We start from the raw sequence: 19361 nt of genomic DNA on the forward strand, positions 1-19361 counted from the left end.
AGGCGCTGTTCGCGCCAAGTGTGGAATCTTTTCCGTAAGCCTGCGGTCCAATGTCGACCTGAACCGTTGACGGAGGCCCAATGCAAGCACGGCAGTTCGAACAGTTCCTGCAACGCCTGTCCAGTCTGACCCGGCGGCAACGCGACCGCCTGCTGGCACTACTGCAATCGGCGGCCGGCCTCGACCGCGTGCTCGAGATCGTCGAACAACCCGCCGCGCCGCTCTGTTGCCCGCACTGCCAGGCCAGCAAACCCTATCGTCACGGTTACGCACATGGACTGCAGCGCTACCGCTGCCGCAGTTGCCGTCGCACCTTCAACCTGCTCAGCGGCACGCCGCTGGCCCGGCTGCGCTACAAAGGGCATTGGCTCGACTACCTCGGCGGCATGCTCGACTCCCGCAGCGTGCGCCGCGCGGCGCGCGAGATCGGCGTAGCCAGTGCGACCAGTTTTCGATGGCGTCACCGCTTCCTGGCCTTGAGCAAGGATGACCGGCCGCAGCGCTTGAGCGGTATCGCCGAAGCCGACGAGATGTATGTGCTCGAATCGCACAAGGGTTCCAGAAGCCTCGACCGTCCGCCACGAAAGCGTGGTGGCAAGGCGACRAAGCGTGGGATCTCGAACGAGCAGGTGTGCATCCTGGTCGCACGCGATCGCAGCGGCCAGACCATCGACGCCGTGACCGGCAAGGGCAGCGTGAGCAAGCGGCAGCTATTGCAACACCTGGGGCCGCGCCTTGAGCGTGACGTGCTGCTGGTGACCGATAGCCACGCCGCCTATCCGGCATTCGCGCGGGAGCTCGGGATCTCACATGAGGCCATCAACGCGAGCGCCGGCGAAAGAAGGCGCGGTGCGCTGCACATCCAAAATGTGAACGCGTATCACAGCAGGATGCGCGCCTGGCTGCTGCCATTCCGCGGCGTCGCGAGCCGTTACCTGGGCCATTACTTCGGCTGGCGCTGGGCGCTGGATGGACGGCGCATTGCCAGTCCCGACGCCTTTTTGAGAGCGGCGCTCGGCAGGTTCAACACTTAGCGCGAACAGCGCCAAATAATATTAGCTAACCCTCGAGCTTCGCCAGCTTGCCCAGGCAACGGCGCTGGAAATTGTCGAGCCCGTTGGTGACCAGGCTGTCGTCTTCGCCGATCACGCCGGCGTCGATCAGCAGGCGCAGCTTGGCGATGCGGTCTCCCTGGGCCAGGGCTTCGGCCAGGTGGTCGCTGCCCGGATCGCCGGCGTGGGCGATGGCGTCGACGACTTCCTGCGGGAAGCTCCAGTGCGCGGCGATGGCCGAGGAAAGCTGGCGGCTGGCCGCCAGCAGCTGGACGCCGAAGGCGCTGGAGCCGGGCACGCGGCCGTCGGTGCAGACGCGGTCGGCCAGGCGGAAGGCGACCACCAGGCCGACGTTCTGCATCAGGCCGGCCAGGTAGGCTTCGAACACGCCGGTGCTCAGGCCGGGCGCCATCAGGCTGGACGCCAGCGCGCAGCTGACCGACTGGTTCCAGACCTGGGGCGCGGCCTCGCGCGCGAAGCCGTTCGCCTGCATATTGACGAGGGGACGGAAGGCGATGCGCGCCAGCAGCATGCGCAAGCCGTTCTGGCCGAGCATCATGATGGCGGCCTCGACGTTCTTGACCGGGGCGATCGGGCGGTAGTAGGCGCTGTTGGCTTCGCGGATGACTTCGGCCACCAGCACCACGTCCTGGGCGACCTGGCGGGCCAGGTCGGCCACCGAGGCGTCTTCGTCGCTCAGGCTGGCAAGCAGCTTCGGGATGGCTTCCGGCACCCGCGGCACCAGGCCGGCGGCCTTGTCCGGTTGCGCGGCCAGGTGGCGGACGGCGCCGAGGATGCGGGTCTCGACCTCTTCGGGGGCGTCGTAGCCGCGCGCCGCGGTCAGCCAGCGGTAATAGCTTGCTTCGATGTCGGCCGCGAGGTCGGCCGCCTGTTCGTCGGGCGCGGCCGCCGTAGCGGCTGCGGCGGGCGCATTCTCGGGGGCGCCGCGCAGGCGGTTGATCCAGTTCTTCATAGCACGGATTCTAAAGCAAAAAAAAGACGCCGGGCGAACCCGGCGTCTGAACGAGGAGAGTTAATCCGACTCGAGCAAGCGAATCGAGCGGCCGACTCAGGCGGTTTCGTGCACCGCCTGCTCGCGCAGGGAGCTTTCGTCCACGCTCGGGTTCTTCAGCTCGGCGCTCAGGCGCTCCTGGTCGAGCTCGCCTTCCCACTTCGACACGACGATGGTGGCGACGCCGTTGCCGATGATGTTGGTCAGGGCGCGGCATTCGCTCATGAACTTGTCGATGCCCAGGATCAGGGTCATGCCCGCCACCGGGATGGTTGGCACCACGGCCAGGGTCGCCGCCAGGGTGATGAAGCCGGCGCCGGTGATGCCGGACGCGCCCTTCGAGGTCAGCATGGCCACCAGCAGGATGGTCAGTTCCTGGGTCAGGGTCAGGTCGGTGTTGGTTGCCTGGGCGACGAACAGGGCCGCCATGGTCATGTAGATGTTGGTGCCGTCCAGGTTGAACGAGTAGCCGGTCGGAACCACCAGGCCCACCACCGATTTCGGGCAGCCCAGCTTTTCCAGCTTGCGCATGATGGCCGGCAGGGCGCTTTCCGACGAGCTGGTGCCCAGCACGATCAGCAGCTCTTCCTTGATGTAGGAGAGGTAGCGGAAGATCGAGAAGCCGGTCAGGCGGGCGATGACGCCCAGCACGATCACGACGAACAGGGCGCAGGTCAGGTAGAAGGAACCGACCAGCGACGCCAGCGGGATCAGCGACTTGACGCCGTATTTGCCGATGGTGAAGGCCATCGCGCCGAAGGCGCCGATCGGGGCGGCCTTCATGATGATGTTCACCACGCCGAAGATCATGTGCGACAGGGTTTCGATGCCGCGGGTGATCGGACGGCCACGCTCGCCCATCATCGACAGCGCGAAGCCGCACAGGATCGCGATCAAGAGCACCTGCAGGATCTCACCCTTGGCGAACGCATCCACGAAGGTGTTCGGGATGATGTTCATCAGGAAGTCGGTCGTCGTCAGCGCCTTGGTCTTGTCGGTGTACTGGGCGATCGAGTGGGTGTCGATGGTGGCCGGGTTGACGTTGAAGCCGGCGCCCGGCTTGATGACGTTGGCGACGATCAGGCCGATCGCCAGCGCGAAGGTGGACACGACTTCGAAGTAGAGCAGGGCCTTGCCGCCGACGCGGCCGACCTTCTTCATGTCCTGCATGCCGGCGATACCGGCGACCACGGTACAGAAGATGACCGGGGCGATGATCATCTTGATCAGCTTGACGAAGCCGTCTCCCAGCGGCTTCATCGCGGTGGCGAGGCCGGGATCGTAGATACCCAGCAGGACGCCGACGATAATCGCGAACAGTACTTGGATGTACAGTACTTTATAGAATGGTTTTTTCATGATCGGGCTTCATGAGCGAATGATAGTGCCGTCATCATTACTGAAAATATCTGCGCCAGCTATTGTGGAAAACCGCAACGCCGGCACGTATAACCCATCCTACGCTTCCTGAATGTCAGGAGCGCCCGATTGGCGGGCGCACCCGTGCATCACGCGCCTTGTCGGCGCCGCTCAGTTGCGGCGATACACCGTGCCTGCCTTCATCACGAAGCCCACCTTGCGCAGCGCCGCGATGTCGGCGGTCGGGTCGCCCTCGACCGCGATCAGGTCGGCCAGGCTGCCGGCCTGGATCGCGCCCAGGTCCTTCTTGCCGAGGATGTTGCCCGCAACCGCGGTGGCGGCACGCAGCGCCTCGGTCGGTGTCATGCCCAGGCGCACCATCCACTCCAGCTCGCGTTCGTTGGTGCCGTGGGTGAACACACCGACGTCGCTGCCATTGCCGATGGTGACGCCCAGCTTGTGCGCCAGGCGGAAGGCGCGCGCCGCCTCCTGCATGCCCGGGGTCGGCGTGCCGCCCCGCACGTGCTTCTGGAAATACTCGCCGATCGCTTCCGGCGCGGTCAGGGTCGGCACGTAGGCGGTACGGCGTTCCAGCATCAGCTTGAAGGTCGCCTCGCTGGCGCCGTAGCCGTGCTCGATGCTGTCGACGCCGGCCAGCACGGCCATGCGGATCGCCTCGTCGCTGCTGGCATGGGCCGCCACCTTGCGTCCGGTCACGTGTGCGGCCGCCACCATCGCCTTCATCTCTTCCAGGGTGAAGGTCGGGCGGGTGCTGCCGTCGATGCCGGTGCGGTAGTCGGCATAGAACTTGATCCAGTCGGCGCCGTGCGACGCCTGCTCGCGCACCGCCTTCGTTACTTCGTCGATGCCGGTGGCCTGCTGGGCGCCGTAGGGAATCTCCATGTCCGGACGGTAGTTGCGCTCGGCCGGGCCGTAGCTGGCGGTGGCGACGATCGCGCGCGTCGCCACCAGCAGGCGCGGACCCGGCACTTGCCCTTCTTCGATGGCGCGCTTGATGCCGACGTCGGCATAGTCGACACCCTCGGTGCCGAGGTCGCGCAGGGTGGTGAAGCCGGCCTGCAGGGTGTCGGCCGCATGGCGCACCGCCAGCGCGATGCGGTAGGCGGGCGCCTCCTTGATCACCTGGTCGTCCCAGGTGGTTTCGTCATACGGGTGCAGCAGCACGTGCGAGTGCAGGTCGATCAGGCCGGGCAGCAGGGTCTTGCCGGGCAGATCGATCCGTTCGGCATCGGCCGGCACGGCCAGCTTGTCGGTCGGGCCGACGGCCTGGATGCGGCCCTGGGCCACCAGCACGCCCCAGCCGGCATGCGGCGCGCCTTCGCCGGTCCAGACCTTGTCGGCGGTGAGGAGCACGGGGCGCTGCTCGGCGCCATGCGCGGCGGCGCCCAGCAGGCCAAGGGAGGCGAGGGCGGCGAGGGCGATTTTCCTGGTCCAGCTCGGCATGCTTTTTTCCTTCTGAGTGTGAATTTTCGGAAACGAAATCATAGCGGACAGGACTTCTTTGCGGTAAAGAAATCATTTGCATAAATGTAATATTTTTCTTGTGTTAATAATTTTTTGGCAATACCATCCACTTGCTGTATTGCCTTTAATGCATGCCGGGAGTGGGGCGCCGGCATACCTATAACCATAAGCACAGCAAGACCACTCCGAGAGAGGACACCGCATGAAGACGAAGTGTTCGAGTTCCATCGCATTATGTGTCGCCCTGGCTTTCCTGGGCACCGCGCCTGCGGCCTACGCCCAGGCGACTTCCGGCGTCAAGAGCCAGCCCGCGGCACCGTTCTGGCAGAACGTGGGCGGCGGGATCCAGTCATCCTCCAGCCTGACGCAGGCGCTCGGCGCTTCCGCAAGGTTGCCCGAACTGCAGCTCAAGCGTTTCCACGCCGCTACGCTCGACCTGCCCGGCATGAAGTCGTTCACGGCCGGCGCACCGCGCGAACGCCTGGCTGCCGGCGCCACCGCCACCTCCAGCACCCTGACCATCGCGCTGCCCCACCCGGATGGCGGCTACCAGCGCTTCACCCTGGTCGAATCGCCGATCATGGAAGACGAACTGGCAGCCCGGCACCCCGAGATCAAGACCTATCGCGGCAAGGGCGTCGACGACCCGAACGCCAGCCTGCGCATGGACATCACCCCGCTCGGCCTGCACGCCTCGGTGCGCTCGCCGAACGGCGGCTGGTACGTCGACCCCTACTATCGCAACGACACCAGCGTCTACGCCGCCTATACCCGCGCCGACCTGGTCAGCCCGCGTGGTCCGCTGATCGAAGGGAGCCTCGACCAGGCCACGCTGAGCGTGTCGCGCGGCTTCGTCGGCGAAGGCGACAATGTCGAGGTGCGCGGCGACGGCTTCGCGCCGGGCGCCAGCGTCAACCTCGAACTGCACGCGGAAGGCGACAGTGTTCCCCTGCAGAACCTCAGCGCCACCGCCGGCAAGGACGGCAGCTTCAGCATCGCGCTGCCGGCCGGAACCGTTCCCGGCGCCTACGAGATCAGCGCGGCCAACGGCGGCGCCAGCGCCGCCTTCCACGTGGTCGGCCAGGACGCGACGCCGATGGCCAGCGCCGGCGGCACGCTGCGCACCTACCGCCTGGCGCTGGTGACCGATCCCTCGTATGCCGCCTATTTCGGCGGCGACCCGGCGAATGTGACCGCGGCCAAGGTCACGCTGATCAACCGCGTGACCCAGGTGTACGAGGACGAGACCTCGATCCGCCTGGTGCTGATCAACGGCACCGAGGCCCTGAACCTCGACACCAACGCCAAGATGACCGGCGCCAACGGCCCCTGCGGCGGCGCCGCCTGCTTCACCACCGCCCAGGCCTCCACCTGCGGCAGCGGCACCCTGACGCGCAACCGCGTGGTCGCCGGCCTGCTCGTGGGCGCCAGCAACTTCGACATCGGCCACATCGGCCTGGGCCTGAACGGCGGCGGCATCGCCAGCCTGGGCGTGGTCGGCGGCACCAGCAAGGCCCAGGGCTGCACCGGCATCCCGACCCCGAAAGGCGATTTCTACGCGGTCGACTACGTGGCGCACGAGATGGGCCACCAGTTCGCGGGCAACCATACCTTCAACGGCACCATCAGCAACTGCGCGAGCACCAACCGCAACCCCGGCACCTCGGTGGAGCCGGGCAGCGGATCCTCGATCATGGCCTATGCCGGCATCTGCGGCACCGACAACCTGCAGACCCACAGCGATCCCTACTGGTCGCAGCGCAGCTTCGACGAGATCACCGCCTACACCTCGGGTGCCGAGAGCAACCTGGCCGAAGTGCAGATGGGCGTGCTGACCAACTTCGCCGGCACCCAGAGCTTCCAGCTGTCCTGGAACGGCAAGCTGTCGGCGCCGATCGTGCGGGGCTCGAACTTCACCACCGCCGGCATCAAGGCGGCGATCGAGAACATCGCCGGCTGGCAGGCCGGCGGCACGGTGACGATCAGCGCGCTGACGGATACCGGGTTCACGATCACCTTCGGCGGCACCCTGGCGGGCACCAACGTGCCCTCGCTGGCACTGCTGAACTGCAGCGGCGGTTGCACCGGCTACATCGGCGAGATCACCGCCGGCGGTCCGACCACCCGGCGCGGCAGCCTGTCGGGGACCGGCAACACGCCGCCGGTCGTGAGCGTGACGCCGTCCTACACGATCCCGGTGCGCACGCCCTTCGTGCTGACCGGCAGCGCGACCGATGCGGACGGCGATGCCCTGACCTATATGTGGGAACAGAACGACCGCGGCTCTGCCACCGGCACCGGCCTGGTGAGCAACACCAAGGTCAACGGTCCGCTGTTCCGCCAGTTCGGCCAGCGCGCCATCGTCAACAGCGCCGATACGCTGGAGTATCAATCGCCGGGCGAGAACACCGTGACCGCCGATCCGACCCGCGTGTTCCCGGACATGAAGCAGATCCTGGCCAACAATACCAACGCGGAAACCGGCGCCTGCCCGACTGCCTCGCCCACGCCGACCGCGGACCAGATCGAGTGCTTCTCGGAGTTCCTGCCGACCGCGGCCTACGTCGGCTTTGCCGGCGTGAACGCGAGCCCGGCCTCGCTGAACTTCAAGCTGACGGCGCGCGATGGCCGTGGCGGCGTCAACAGCGCCATCACGACCCTGGTGCTGGCCCCGGCGGCCGGTCCCTTCCTGGTCACCGCGCCCAACACGGCCGTGACCCTGGACGCCGGCGTGCCGCAGACCGTCAGCTGGAGCGTGGCGAACACCAACGTCGCGCCGGTTTCCACCAGCAACGTGCGGATCACGCTGTCGACCGACGGCGGCGCCACCTGGCCCTACGAGCTGGCGGCCAGCACGCCGAACACCGGCAGCGCCAGCGTGGTGCTGCCGCGGGTGGCCACCAATGCCGCGCGCATCAAGGTGGAAGCCGTGGGCAACGTGTTCTTCGACGTCTCCAATGCGAACTTCACCATCAACCTGCCGCCGGTGGCGGGCGACGTCGATGGCGACGGCGCGGTGAGCTGCGCGGATGTCTCCATCGTCAAGGCCCTGATCGGCAAGCGCAGCGGCCAGGCCGGCTTCGATGCCCGCGCCGATGTCAACAAGGACAACGTGATCGACATCCGCGACCTGAGCTACGTGAACGCGCGCCTGCCGAAAGGCACCAGCTGCAATTGATCGCATCCTTAAAAAATCAGGAGAAACATGATGAAAAGTTGGAAAAAAATGCTGGGTGCGGCGGTACTGCTGGCCAGCTGCGCGCAAGCCTGGGCGGAGCCGATCCTGTCGACCATCGCCACCAAGTCCGGCGACGGTTCGACGGTCAGCGTTGCCGTGATGATCTCGAATATCGCCGACTTGTACGGCTATCAGTTCAGCCTCGGCTTCGCCCCCGGCGTGCTGAAGGCGACGGGCTATGCGGCCGGCGATTTCCTGGGTGACGCCAGCACCGCGATGCAGGACGTCGTCGATCTCGACAACGCCTCCGGCCTGGTGAGCTACGCCTTCGGTTCGCTGTTCAGCGCCGTGCCGGGCATCAGCGGCAGCGGCCTGCTGGCCACCATCAGCTTCAGCGTGCTGGGCGCCGGCGAGTCGCCGCTGTCGTTCTCGGACGTCCTGTTCCTGGACAGCAGTCTGAACGACATCGCCGTGACCGCGCTCGACACGGCGGTCCAGACCGGCGGCAGCAATGGCGGCAGCGACGTGCCGGAACCGGGCAGCCTGGCCTTGCTGGCGCTTGGCGCCGCTGCGGTGGGGGCGGCGCGCCGGCGCCGGGCGGCATCGATGGCCTGAGCGGCTGAAGCAGGCATGTAGGGGAGGCCGGCCTTGTGCCGGCCTTTTCAGTTGTAGCGGGTAAATTCAGCAAATTTTTGATGCAGATCAAGCAACTGGTTTGATCAAAGATTAACGCCTTCCTAAAATTGCAAACAGTACACATTTGTGGCTCTTTTGCAATTTATGCTCGATAAAAAGAACGATTCCATCGACGCGATCGCCCTCGAGATCGGCCTCGACCGCAAGGAACTGGCCGCCCGCATGGCCTTCCTCGAACTGGGCGAGAGGGATGTCGCACTGCTGCGCGAACTGCACGGCCTGATCGACAAGGACATCGATACCTTTTCGGACAGTTTCTACGATCACATCCTGAGCTTCCCGGAACTGCAGGCCCTGATGAGGGACGGCGGCACCGTGCAGCGCCTGAAGCACGCACAGGCCTCGTATTTCCGCAGCCTGACCGCGGGCGAGTATGGCGAAACCTATATCCGCGACCGCCTGCGCGTCGGCCTGGTGCACCAGCGCATCGGCCTGGAGCCGAAGTGGTATATCGGCGCCTACCGCAAATACCTGGCCGAGATGATCGAGCTGCTGTGGGGGCGCATGCACGCCGAGCCGCGGCGTTTCCGCGCCGCCTGCGACAGCATCCTCAAGGTCGTCTGCCTGGACATGGGCCTGGCGCTCGACACCTATGCGCATGCCGACCGGCGCAGCGTGGTCCAGTACCAGAACTACCTCGAGCAGGTGATCGGCGGAATGCCGGCCGGCCTGATCGTGGTCGACGACGAACACCGGATCCGCTCGATCAACGCGACGATGCTGCAGATGCTCGGCATTCCGGACGACGCGGTCGAGGCCCGGCCCCGGCTCGGCACCCTGATCCCGGCCCCCGAGCTGGCCGAACGCATGGCGGCCGTGCTGGCCACGGGCGCGCCCCAGGACGGCGTGGTGGTCACCATCGACGGCCATGCCGAAGGCGTGCGCTACTTCGAATTCAATATCCGCCGTACGCGCCAGGCCGGCGGCGCGATCCTGCTGCTGATCGGCCAGGACGTCACCTTCCGGCGCCAGGCCAAGCTGCGGCTGCAGGAAAGCGAGGAGTTCTTCCGCCTGACCTTCACCCAGGCCGCGGTCGGGATCGCGCTGCTGTCGCGCGAGGGCCGTTTCGTGCGCGTCAACCGCAGGCTCACGCGGATCGTCGGCTTTACCGAGATCGAACTGCTGCAGCGTTTCGTCCACCAGATCACCCATCCGGACGAGCTGCTCGAAGACCGGGTACTGATCCGCAGGCTGGTCGATGGCGAGATCCGCGACTTCCAGCGCGAGACCCGTTACGTCGCCAAAGGCGGCAATCCGATCTGGGTGACCGTCAGTGCGTCCGTGATGCGCGAGGCCGCCAGCGGCCAGCTGCGGCTGATCATCGCGGTCGAGGATGTCTCGCGCCGCAAGCAGGCCGAGGAAGCCCTGCAGCGCATGGCCAGCCACGACGCGCTGACCGGCCTGCCGAACCGCACCCTGTTGCAGGACCGGCTGGCGAACGCCATCGCCCAGGCCCAGCGCACCAGGCGCCAGGTGGGCGTGATGTTCATCGATCTCGACCGCTTCAAGCACGTCAACGACAGCCTCGGGCACGAAGCCGGCGACCAGATGATCATCGAGATCGCGCGCCGCCTGGCCTGCGCCCTGCGCGAGAGCGACACCGTGGCGCGCCAGGGCGGCGACGAGTTCGTGGTGGTGCTGCCCGACCTGGCCTGCCCGGACGATGCCGCGCTGGTGGCGCAGAAGCTGCTGGCCCAGCTGTTCCAGCCGCTGACCCTGTGCGGCACCGAGCTGTTCCCGACAGGCAGCGTCGGCATCGCCATGTATCCGCGCGATGGGGCGGACTGCCATGCGCTGCTGAAGGCGGCCGACACGGCGATGTACAGTTCGAAGGCCAAGGGCGGCAATCACTTCCATTTCTATACGGCGGACCTGGGCATGCACGCCGAGGAGCATCTGCAGGTCGAGGCGAGGCTGCAGCGCGCGCTCCAGCGCGGCGAGTTCGTGCTGTACTACCAGCCGCAGTTCGACGTCGCCGGCGGCAGCGTGGTCGGCCTCGAAGCGCTGCTGCGCTGGCGGCCGGAAGGAAGGGAGATGGTGCTGCCCGCCGACTTCATCCCGCTGGCGGAAGAAACCGGATTGATCGTGGCGATCGGCGAATGGGTGCTGGCCACCGCGATGGACCAGCTGGCGGCCTTGCGGCGCAAGGGCGTAGGGCCGCTGCGCATGAGCGTGAACGTCTCGGCGCGCCAGTTCCAGCACCAGGACCTCGCCGCCCAGGTGGAGCGCCTGGCCGCGCGCAGCGGCTGCGATCCCGCCGCGCTGACCCTGGAGATCACCGAAACCCTGCTGATGGAAAGCCCCGCCGTGGCCGCCGAAACCATGTCCCGCCTGGCGCGGATGGGGGTGCAGCTGGCGATCGACGACTTCTGCAGCGGCTATTCGAGCCTGGCCAACCTGAAGCGCTTCCCGATCCACGGACTGAAGATCGACCGCTCCTTCGTCGCCGACATCGAAACCGACAGCGACGATGCCGCCATCGTCGCGGCCGTGATCGCCCTGGCCGCGTCCCTGAAGCTGGACGTGACGGCGGTGGGCGTCGAGAGCGCCGGCCAGCAGGACTTCCTGGTCGCGCACGGCTGCCGGCGGATGCAGGGCTACCGCTTCGGCGCGCCGCTGCCGGCAGCGGAGATCGAGGCGCTGCTGCGCGCGCCGAAGGCGGAAGCGGCGGCATGAGAAAAGCTTTGTGGAGCGTACTGCGGCGCTGCGAAGCCGAGCGGCGCCGCCTCGAGCGCGCCCTGGTGGAGCAGCAGTCCCATGACGACCTGACCGGACTGCCGAACCGGCGCGGCATCCTCGACCTGCTGGACGCCGCGCTCGATGGCGCGCGCCGGGCTGGACGCGTACCGGCGGTGCTGGTATTCGATGTCGACGAATTCAGGAAGATCAACGGCAGTTATGGCCATGCCGGCGGCGACGAGGTACTGCGCGAGTGCGCGCTGCGGCTCGCGCGTCTGCTGGGCCCTGACGACATGCTGGCGCGGCCCGGTGGCAACCAGTTCATCGTGGTGCAGCCGGATTCCGGCATCGATGCGGCGGCGCGCCTGGGCCGCTCCATGCTGCTCGGCATGCGCGATTCCTTCCTGCTGGGCGGCCAGCGCCTGTTCCTGTCTGCCAGCATCGGCATCGCCACCGCGCCGCCGGGTCCGTGCACGCCGGCGCAGCTGCTGCAGATGGCGGAGGTGGCGCTGGACTCGGCGCGCGCCGGCGGCCCGGCCCAGATGTGCTTCCACCGCGCCGAGATGGAGCAGGTGATCCGCGACCGCGTCGATCTCGAATCGATGCTGCGCCATGCGATCGGACGCGGCCAGCTCGCCCTGCAGTACCAGCCGCGCGTCGGTGCGGACGGCGGCATGGCCGGGGTCGAAGCCCTGGTGCGCTGGCGCCACCCGGTGCTGGGGCTGGTGGCGCCGGCACGCTTCATTCCGCTGGCCGAGGAAACCGGCATGATCGAGCAGCTCGATATGTGGGTGCTGCACGAAGCCTGCGGCCGCGCCGCCCGCTGGCGCCAGGAGGGCCTGCCGCTGGGCCGGGTGTCGGTGAACCTGTCGGCGCGCCAGTTCCAGCAGGCCGGCCTGACTGCCCAGGTAAGCGCCGCGCTGGCCGCGAGCGGCCTCGATCCGGCCGGCCTGGAAATCGAGATCACCGAAAGCACGGTGATGCGCGACACCGCCAGGGCGGTCGAGGTGCTGCGCTCGCTGAAGGGGCTCGGGGTCGCGCTGTCGATCGACGACTTCGGCACCGGCTATTCCTCGCTGAGCTACCTGAAGCGCTTCCCGCTCGACGTGCTGAAGATCGACCGTGCCTTCGTCAAGGACGTGGTCGACGACCGCAGCGACGCCGCGATCACCCGCGCCATCATCGATCTCGCCCACGGCCTCGACCTCGAAGCGGTGGCGGAGGGCGTCGAGACGGCGGAGCAGGTGGCCTTCCTGAAGGCCAATGGCTGCGACGAGTTCCAGGGGTATTACTTCAGCTCGCCGGTATGGCCGGAGCAGCTGGAGCGGCTGTTGACGCAAGACCTTCCCAATCCAATCCTCCAACCGCTACAAGCAGGTAGCTCATGCTGAACAAACTCACCAAACAACTCACTATCAAGACGCGCCTGATCCTCGTCATCGTGCTGCTGGGCCTGGAACTGATCGTCGGCGCCACCGTGGGGCTGCTCAGCCTCGGCCACGCCAACGACCAGCTGCGCTCGCTGCACGACGACCGCATGGTCTGCCTGGGCCAGCTCGACCGCATCGTGCGGCGCCTGAACCTGAACCAGCTGGCGGCCGCCGAAGCCCTGAACGCCGACCCAGGCGCGGTGCCGGCCCTGCTCGAGGACATCGCACGCAACCAGGTGTTGATCGACGAACAATGGAAGGCCTACACCGGCACCAGGATGGCGAACCGCGAAAAAGAGCTGGCCGACGGTTTCGTGCGCGTCCGCCGCCGCTTCGTGGAGGAGGCCCTGCAGCCGGCCGTCGAGGCGCTGCGCGCCGGGGACATGGAGCGCGCCAAGGCCGTCGTGCAGGGGCCGATGATCGCGCTGTTCGCGCCGGTGCGCACCGCCATCGACGGCCTGATCCAGCTCCAGCTGGACGAAGCCGGCCGGGCCAGCACCGAGTCGCAGTCCACCTACGAGATCGTGCGCCTGGTCTGCCTGGCCGGCATGGCCTTCGGCCTGGTCCTGGCCGGCATCGTCGGCGCGATGCTGATCCGTGGGATCGTCGTGCCGTTGGAAGAAGCGGTGCGGGTGGCCGGCGCGGTGGCCGGCGGCGACCTGACCCAGAACATCGCCGTGACGGCGCAGGACGAGACCGGACGCCTGATGCGCGCGCTGAACGAGATGAACCGCGGGCTGGCCAGCCTGGTGGGGCGGGTGCGCGGCGGTACCGACACCATCGCCACGGCGTCCGGCCAGATCGCGGCGGGCAACCTGGATCTGTCCTCGCGTACCGAGGAACAGGCGGCCTCGCTCGAGCAGACCGCATCGTCGATGGAAGAGCTGACCGCGACCGTGCGCCAGAACGCCGACAATGCGCGCCAGGCCAATGCGCTGGCGCTGTCGGCCTCCGAAGTGGCCAACCGCGGCGGCGCGGTGGTGGCCGAGGTGGTCGGCACCATGGGGGCGATCGACGCTTCGGCCACGCGGATTGCCGACATCATCGGCGTGATCGACGGCATCGCCTTCCAGACCAATATCCTGGCGCTGAACGCCGCGGTCGAGGCCGCGCGCGCCGGCGAGCAGGGGCGCGGCTTCGCGGTGGTCGCCGGCGAGGTGCGCAACCTGGCCCAGCGCAGCGCGGCGGCGGCACGCGAAATCAAGGCCCTGATCGACGATTCGGTGCGCCAGGTGCGCCACGGTTCGGCGCTGGTGGACCGCGCCGGCAGCACGATGCGGGAGATCGTCGGCAGCGTCGGCCGGGTCACCGGCATCATGGGCGATATCATGGCCGCCAGCCAGGAGCAGGCGGCGGGCATCGAACAGGTGAACCAGGCCATTGCGCAAATGGACCAGGCCACCCAGCAGAACGCGGCGCTGGTCGAGCAGGCCTCGGCCGCCGCCCAGGCCCTGCGCGAAGAGGCGGACAGCCTGGCGGCCGCGGTGCAGGCCTTCCGGCTGGACGGCTCAGCCCTCCAGGTCCCCCAGCGACTGCTCGACCCCCAGCTGCACGTCGCGCAGGAACGCCCCGCCCTTGTCCGATAGGGCGATGCCCGGCACCGCCAGCTCGACCAGGCATACGAGCGCCTGGCGGAACCATTCCATGTCGGTGCCCATCAGGGGCAGGGCGTGGGCGTCGATCATGTAGTAGACGGCGCGGGTCAGCAGATTCGGATCGCGTCCGGCGCGCGCGATGCCGGGTGCGAAGTCGATGACTTCGCGGTGGAAGCGGTCGGCCAGGGTTTCGAGGATGTCGTTCGAGACTTGCGGCTGGCCGGCGGCTAGCACGACCCGGGCCAGGTCCAGGCAGGCGTCCTGCAATTCCTGTTCGTCGAGGCGCTGCGTCATGGATGTGCTGCTTTCTTGCGTTGAAAAAGCGCAGCATGCCATGAATCGGCGATTCGCGCCGGCTGCGGCCTTATTCGAATTTGTGCTCGTACTGCAGGCGCAGGCTGCGGTAGGTGGCGCTGCCGGCATCGCGTTCGGTGGCGCCAAGCGCATTCGCATACAGCATGCCGCGCGGCCGGTCCGGCGCCAGCAGGTTGCGGGCCGTGAGGCGCAGCTGGCTGCGCGGCGCGAACTTGTAGAGCGCATAAGCCTCGAGGTCGCGCGTCACGCCGCCATAGCGCGACTCGAACACCGAAGTCCGGGTCCAGCCGCCGGTGAGGAAGTTGAAGCTGGCGCCGGTGCTGAAGCGCGCGCCGTTGACGTCGGCGCCGAGGTTGCCGGACCACCGTGGCTGCTGGGCGAGGCGGTTGCCGGGGCCGGGCACGGCGTCGACGCGCGACCAGTTGCGGCTGAGGTTCCCGCGCAGTTCGAGCGGCCAGGCGGCCCCGAAGGGCTTCGCCGGCAGCTTGATTTCCAGCGCCAGGCTGCGCACCTCGGCGCCGCCCTGGTTGACCGGCGCCGTCACCCAGCGGGCGCCGTCGTAGCGCGTCATGTCGCGGATGAAGTCGCGGATCGAACGCGTGGTCGCGCCCAGTGAGACGAGGCCGCCGCCGCTGAAGTAGTGCTCCCAGGCGGCGTCGATGCCGGTCGCCAGCTCCGGGCGCAGGCCGGCATTGCCGGTGTAGTCGGACGAGACCTCGGTGTTCAGGGTCGCGTAGAAGATCGCCGGGATCAGCTGCTGCATGGTGGGGGCGCGGTAAGTGCGGGTCAGGGCCAGGCGCAGCTGGTCCTGTTTCGTGCCCGGGATCTTCCACAGCGTCTGCATCAGCGGGCTGAAGACCTTGTAGCTGCCGTCGGAGCGGGCGAAGGCATCGCCGCTCGTGCCGATGCGTACGCCTTCCCAGCGCGCGCCCAGGTACAACGACCAGCCGGGGCGCAGTTCCCACTCGTCCTGTCCGTACAGCGCCAGGCGCTCGACCGTGGCGGTGTAGCCGGTGTCGACGTCGAGCGCTGCGCCGCTCGAGGGCGCAGCGCCGGCCGGGTGGCGCTCGACGCGGATGTCGTGCTGGTGGTTGCGCTCGCGGCCGGCATCCCAGCCGAAGGTGAAGGCATGGCCCTCGAGCAGCGGCACCTGGTATTTGCCGGTGCTGGCGATCTCGGCGTTGCGGATCCTCCCTTCGTCGAAGGTGTCGAGCACCGTTTGCCGGTCGGCGATGCCCTGGCGCCCCATGCGGCGCAGCACGTGGGTGAGATCGAGGACGGCCTTGGCCTCGAGCCTGGCGCCGCCGTCGATGCGGCGGTCGAGACCGAGTTCGCTGTGCAGGTTGTCGCTGTCGATCTTCCAGCCGACCGGCAGCAGCGGGTAAGGATAGGCGGGGCCGAGCAGGGTGTCGGTGCGGTTGTCCTCGGCGCCGCGGTTGCGCCCCGCGTTGTAGAGGGTCTGCCAGCTCAGGGAGCCGCCGCCGTCGAGCGCCCAGTTCAGGCGCGCGTTCGCATTCAGGGGCGTGAAGCGCTGGCGGTAGAAGGTGTCGGTGTCGCGCAGCTCGTCGAGCCTGCCGCCGGCATCGCGCGCGGAGAAGCGCTCGATCGTGCGGTAATCGCGGGTCGAATGATTCAGGGTGGCGCCCAGCGTGTAGCCGAAATCTCCCTGCTTGTCCGATTTGCTCGCGCTGAGGCTTCCTGCGGTGCTGCCCGGACCGCCGCCGGCCGACAGCTTGAGCTCCGCCGTCTTCTTGCCGACCGCCTTGCGCAGCACGATGTTGATGGTGCCGGCGATGCCCTCGGTGCTGTACTCGGCGGTGGCGGCGCGGATGATCTCGATCTTTTCGATGCTGTCCGGCGCCAGCGCCTCCAGCAGGAAGCCGGGCGGCATGCGCTGGCCGTTCACCAGGATCTGCGTATAGCCGTTGCCGAGGCCGCGCATGCTGACGCCGCCGTTGCCGACGGTGACGCCCGGCAGGCGCTTGAGCGCATCCAGCACCGAGGCGTCGCCGTATTTCACCAGTTCCTCGTGGCCGACCACCACCCGGCTGGCGGTGTCGTTGCGGCGCACGGTGTCGAGGCTGGCCTTGACCTCGACCGTGGCGAGCGGCTTGGCCGGCGCCTCGGCCTGGGCCTGGAGCTGCTGGGCCGAAACCAGCGGGGCGAAGAGGGCGGCGATGGCGGCGGCGATCGGTTTTTGCATGGACGGCATCCCTTCTCAATGTAGACACGGCTGTCTATATTGATGCGTAAAGGATTGCCGAGTCAACGGTAAAACGCTGTCTAGACCGATTATTCTAGATTTTGAACGAAAAACGGCGGCGCAGGTGGCGCCGCCGGAGGAGGGGAATTACGGGAAGGGGATTACAGCACGGGGATTACTGCGCGGCCCAGCCGCCATCCATATTCCACGCCACGCCGCGCACCTGGTCGGCGGCCGGCGAGCAGAAGAACACGGCCAGCGCGCCCAGTTCCTCGGGGGTGACGAATTCGCCGGACGGCTGCTTCTCGCTCAGCAGGGCCTTCTTGGCGGCTTCGTTCGAGACGCCTTCGCGGGCGGCGCGGTCGTCGACCTGTTTCTGCACCAGCGGGGTCAGCACCCAGCCCGGGCAGATCGCGTTGCAGGTGACGCCGGTGTGGGCGTTTTCCAGCGCCGTCACCTTGGTGAAGCCGACCAGGCCGTGCTTGGCCGCGACATAGGCCGACTTGCCCGCCGAGCCGACCAGGCCGTGCACCGAGGCCAGGTTGATGATGCGGCCCCAGTTCTTCTGCTTCATGCCCGGCAGCGCCAGGCGGCTGGTGTGGAAGGCCGAGGTCAGGTTGATGGCGATGATGGCGTCCCATTTCTCGACCGGGAATTCGTCGACGTTGGCGACGTGCTGGATGCCGGCATTGTTGACGAGGATGTCGACGCCGCCGAATTTCTCGGCCGCGAAGGCCATCATGGCCTCGATCTGTTCCGGTTTGGACATGTCGGCATTATGGTAAGCGGTGCGCACGCCGAATTCCTGGCCGATATCGGTGTACAGCTTCTCGATCTGCTGGGCGTCGCCGAAGCCGTTGAAGACGATATTCGCGCCCTGTTCGGCCAGCGCGCGCGCGATGCCGAGACCGATGCCCGAGGTCGAGCCGGTCACGAGGGCGGTCTTGCCGCTTAACATGGTTGATTTCATTGCTTCCTCTTCTCAGAAAAAAGTGATCGTGATGTGATGTGGCGCGGACTTGGTAGAATTCTAATCGCTTAGCCGGTTAAAATGTTGGCGGCCGTTCAGACATCAGAATCGAGAGGAGGTAGGGCATGGGCGAACCGAGGCTGAAGAGCGTGCAATGCAGTTCGCCGGCCGGCCTGCACCGCATGGCCTACAAGGAGTGGGGCGATCCCGCCAACCCGCGCGTGCTGGTCTGCGTGCACGGCGTGACCCGCGTGGCCGACGACTTCGATGCGCTGGCGGATGCCATGAGCGACCGCTACCGCGTGGTCTGCCCGGACGTGGCCGGCCGCGGACGGTCCGAGCGCCTGCGCGACCCGAACCTCTACGTGGTGCCGCAATACGTGGCCGACATGGTGACCCTGATCGCCCGCGTGACGGCCGGCAGTGAGGACGAAGCCGTGCACTGGGTCGGCACGTCGATGGGCGGCCTGATCGGCATGATCCTGGCGTCCTTCGACGACAGCCCGATCCGCCGCCTGGTGCTGAACGATATCGGCCCGGTGCTGGACCCGGCCGCGATGGCGCGCATCGGCGAATACATCGGCCAGGACGTGCGCTTCCCGAGCTTCGAGGCCGGCGCCCGCTTCGTCAAGGATGTATCGAGCTCCTTCGGCCCGCACAGCGACGCCGAATGGCACAAGCTGGCCAGCGACGTGCTGGTCCGGGCACCCGGCGGCGAATGGGTGCGTCATTACGACCTTGGCCTGGCCAAGCCCTTCGCCGCGATCACGCCGGAACGCGCCGAGCAGGACCAGGCCGCGCTGTGGGCCGCCTGGGATGCGATCCGCTGTCCGACCCTGCTGCTGCGCGGCGAGCTGTCCGACCTGCTGTCGCGCGCGACGGCGGAAGAAATGACACGCCGCGGACCGAGGCCGATACTGGCCGAGATCCCCGGCGTCGGCCATGCGCCGACCCTGATGCATGCGAACCAGATCGCGATCGTCAGGGATTTTTTGAGCACCGAATAACTTATTTCAATTCAAAGGTAGAACACATATGGAAATCCAACGTCTGCACGTCGGCAAGCGCCTGTCCGAAACCGCCATCCACAACGGCACCGTCTACCTGGCCGGCCAGATCGCCGAGGACACCACCCAGGACATCGTCGGCCAGACCCGCGAAGTGCTGGGCCACGTCGACCGCCTGCTGAACGAAGCCGGCAGCAGCAAGGCCCGCATCCTGAGCTGCCAGATCTACATCTCGGACATGAGCTACTTCCCGGGCATGAACGAAGTCTGGGATGCGTGGGTCGTGCCGGGCCACACCCCGCCGCGCGCCACGGTCGAGGCGAAGCTCGCGAATCCCGCCTGCCTGGTCGAGATCGTGGTCGTCGCCGCCCAGGCGTAAG

Annotated in this window: 14 protein-coding genes; 8 read left to right on the top strand and 6 right to left on the bottom strand. The window is 67.3% G+C overall.

Going from position 1 to position 19361, the window contains the following annotated elements:
• The first annotated feature begins 80 nt into the window (after nucleotides 1–80).
• A complete protein-coding gene (locus tag AC1DOQ_RS25100; protein WP_477370523.1) occupies nucleotides 81–1034 on the top strand; it encodes an IS1595 family transposase in 954 nt (317 codons plus the stop codon).
• A gap of 25 nt (nucleotides 1035–1059) precedes the next feature.
• Here AC1DOQ_RS25100 and AC1DOQ_RS25105 read toward each other — a convergent pair whose 3' ends face one another.
• The 3 genes from AC1DOQ_RS25105 to AC1DOQ_RS25115 form a co-directional block, all read right to left on the bottom strand.
• Entirely contained in the window at nucleotides 1060–2025 is a 966-nt protein-coding gene (locus tag AC1DOQ_RS25105; protein ID WP_477370526.1) for an HDOD domain-containing protein, read from the bottom strand.
• A 96-nt stretch (nucleotides 2026–2121) separates the two neighbouring features.
• On the bottom strand, nucleotides 2122–3426 hold the full coding sequence (locus AC1DOQ_RS25110) for a dicarboxylate/amino acid:cation symporter (RefSeq protein WP_477370624.1): 1305 nt from the start codon (nucleotides 3424–3426) through the stop codon (nucleotides 2122–2124).
• Between the two features lie 168 nt (nucleotides 3427–3594).
• Entirely contained in the window at nucleotides 3595–4887 is a 1293-nt protein-coding gene (locus tag AC1DOQ_RS25115) for a metal-dependent hydrolase family protein (protein ID WP_477370529.1), read from the bottom strand.
• A 223-nt stretch (nucleotides 4888–5110) separates the two neighbouring features.
• Here AC1DOQ_RS25115 and AC1DOQ_RS25120 point away from each other — a divergent pair, with 223 nt between their 5' ends.
• From AC1DOQ_RS25120 to AC1DOQ_RS25140, 5 genes are all read left to right on the top strand, one after another.
• Nucleotides 5111–8086 carry a reprolysin-like metallopeptidase gene (locus tag AC1DOQ_RS25120; protein ID WP_477370531.1) on the top strand — a complete coding sequence of 992 codons (2976 nt, stop codon included), beginning with the start codon at nucleotides 5111–5113 and terminating at the stop codon, nucleotides 8084–8086.
• Nucleotides 8087–8113: 27 nt separating this feature from the next.
• The gene (locus AC1DOQ_RS25125) at nucleotides 8114–8701 is read left to right on the top strand and encodes a cohesin domain-containing protein (RefSeq protein ID WP_477370533.1); all 588 of its coding nucleotides are present in this window, start codon (nucleotides 8114–8116) and stop codon (nucleotides 8699–8701) included.
• Nucleotides 8702–8866: 165 nt separating this feature from the next.
• Complete coding sequence (locus AC1DOQ_RS25130; RefSeq protein ID WP_477370536.1) at nucleotides 8867–11458, top strand: EAL domain-containing protein; 2592 nt, start codon at nucleotides 8867–8869, stop codon at nucleotides 11456–11458.
• On the top strand, nucleotides 11455–12852 hold the full coding sequence (locus tag AC1DOQ_RS25135; RefSeq protein ID WP_477370539.1) for a putative bifunctional diguanylate cyclase/phosphodiesterase: 1398 nt from the start codon (nucleotides 11455–11457) through the stop codon (nucleotides 12850–12852). Before AC1DOQ_RS25130 ends, AC1DOQ_RS25135 begins: the two co-directional genes overlap by 4 nt.
• Complete coding sequence (locus AC1DOQ_RS25140) at nucleotides 12846–14477, top strand: methyl-accepting chemotaxis protein (protein WP_477370542.1); 1632 nt, start codon at nucleotides 12846–12848, stop codon at nucleotides 14475–14477. Before AC1DOQ_RS25135 ends, AC1DOQ_RS25140 begins: the two co-directional genes overlap by 7 nt.
• Here the strand turns inward: AC1DOQ_RS25140 and AC1DOQ_RS25145 are convergent.
• From AC1DOQ_RS25145 to AC1DOQ_RS25155, 3 genes are all read right to left on the bottom strand, one after another.
• Nucleotides 14400–14780 (bottom strand): hypothetical protein, encoded by a 381-nt coding sequence (locus AC1DOQ_RS25145; RefSeq protein ID WP_477370545.1) that lies wholly within the window; start codon nucleotides 14778–14780, stop codon nucleotides 14400–14402. The genes AC1DOQ_RS25140 and AC1DOQ_RS25145 overlap by 78 nt on opposite strands.
• A 70-nt stretch (nucleotides 14781–14850) precedes the next feature.
• A complete protein-coding gene (locus AC1DOQ_RS25150) occupies nucleotides 14851–17004 on the bottom strand; it encodes a TonB-dependent receptor plug domain-containing protein (protein WP_477370548.1) in 2154 nt (717 codons plus the stop codon).
• A 175-nt stretch (nucleotides 17005–17179) separates the two neighbouring features.
• The gene (locus AC1DOQ_RS25155) at nucleotides 17180–17974 is read right to left on the bottom strand and encodes a 3-hydroxybutyrate dehydrogenase (RefSeq protein ID WP_477370550.1); all 795 of its coding nucleotides are present in this window, start codon (nucleotides 17972–17974) and stop codon (nucleotides 17180–17182) included.
• A 125-nt stretch (nucleotides 17975–18099) separates the two neighbouring features.
• Between AC1DOQ_RS25155 and AC1DOQ_RS25160 the strand changes: the two genes are divergently transcribed.
• Entirely contained in the window at nucleotides 18100–18981 is an 882-nt protein-coding gene (locus AC1DOQ_RS25160) for an alpha/beta fold hydrolase (RefSeq protein WP_477370552.1), read from the top strand.
• Between the two features lie 28 nt (nucleotides 18982–19009).
• A complete protein-coding gene (locus AC1DOQ_RS25165) occupies nucleotides 19010–19360 on the top strand; it encodes a RidA family protein (RefSeq protein WP_477370555.1) in 351 nt (116 codons plus the stop codon).
• Nucleotide 19361: the final 1 nt, after the last annotated feature.

The sequence above is a fragment of the Massilia sp. 01N417 genome (assembly GCF_056399645.1).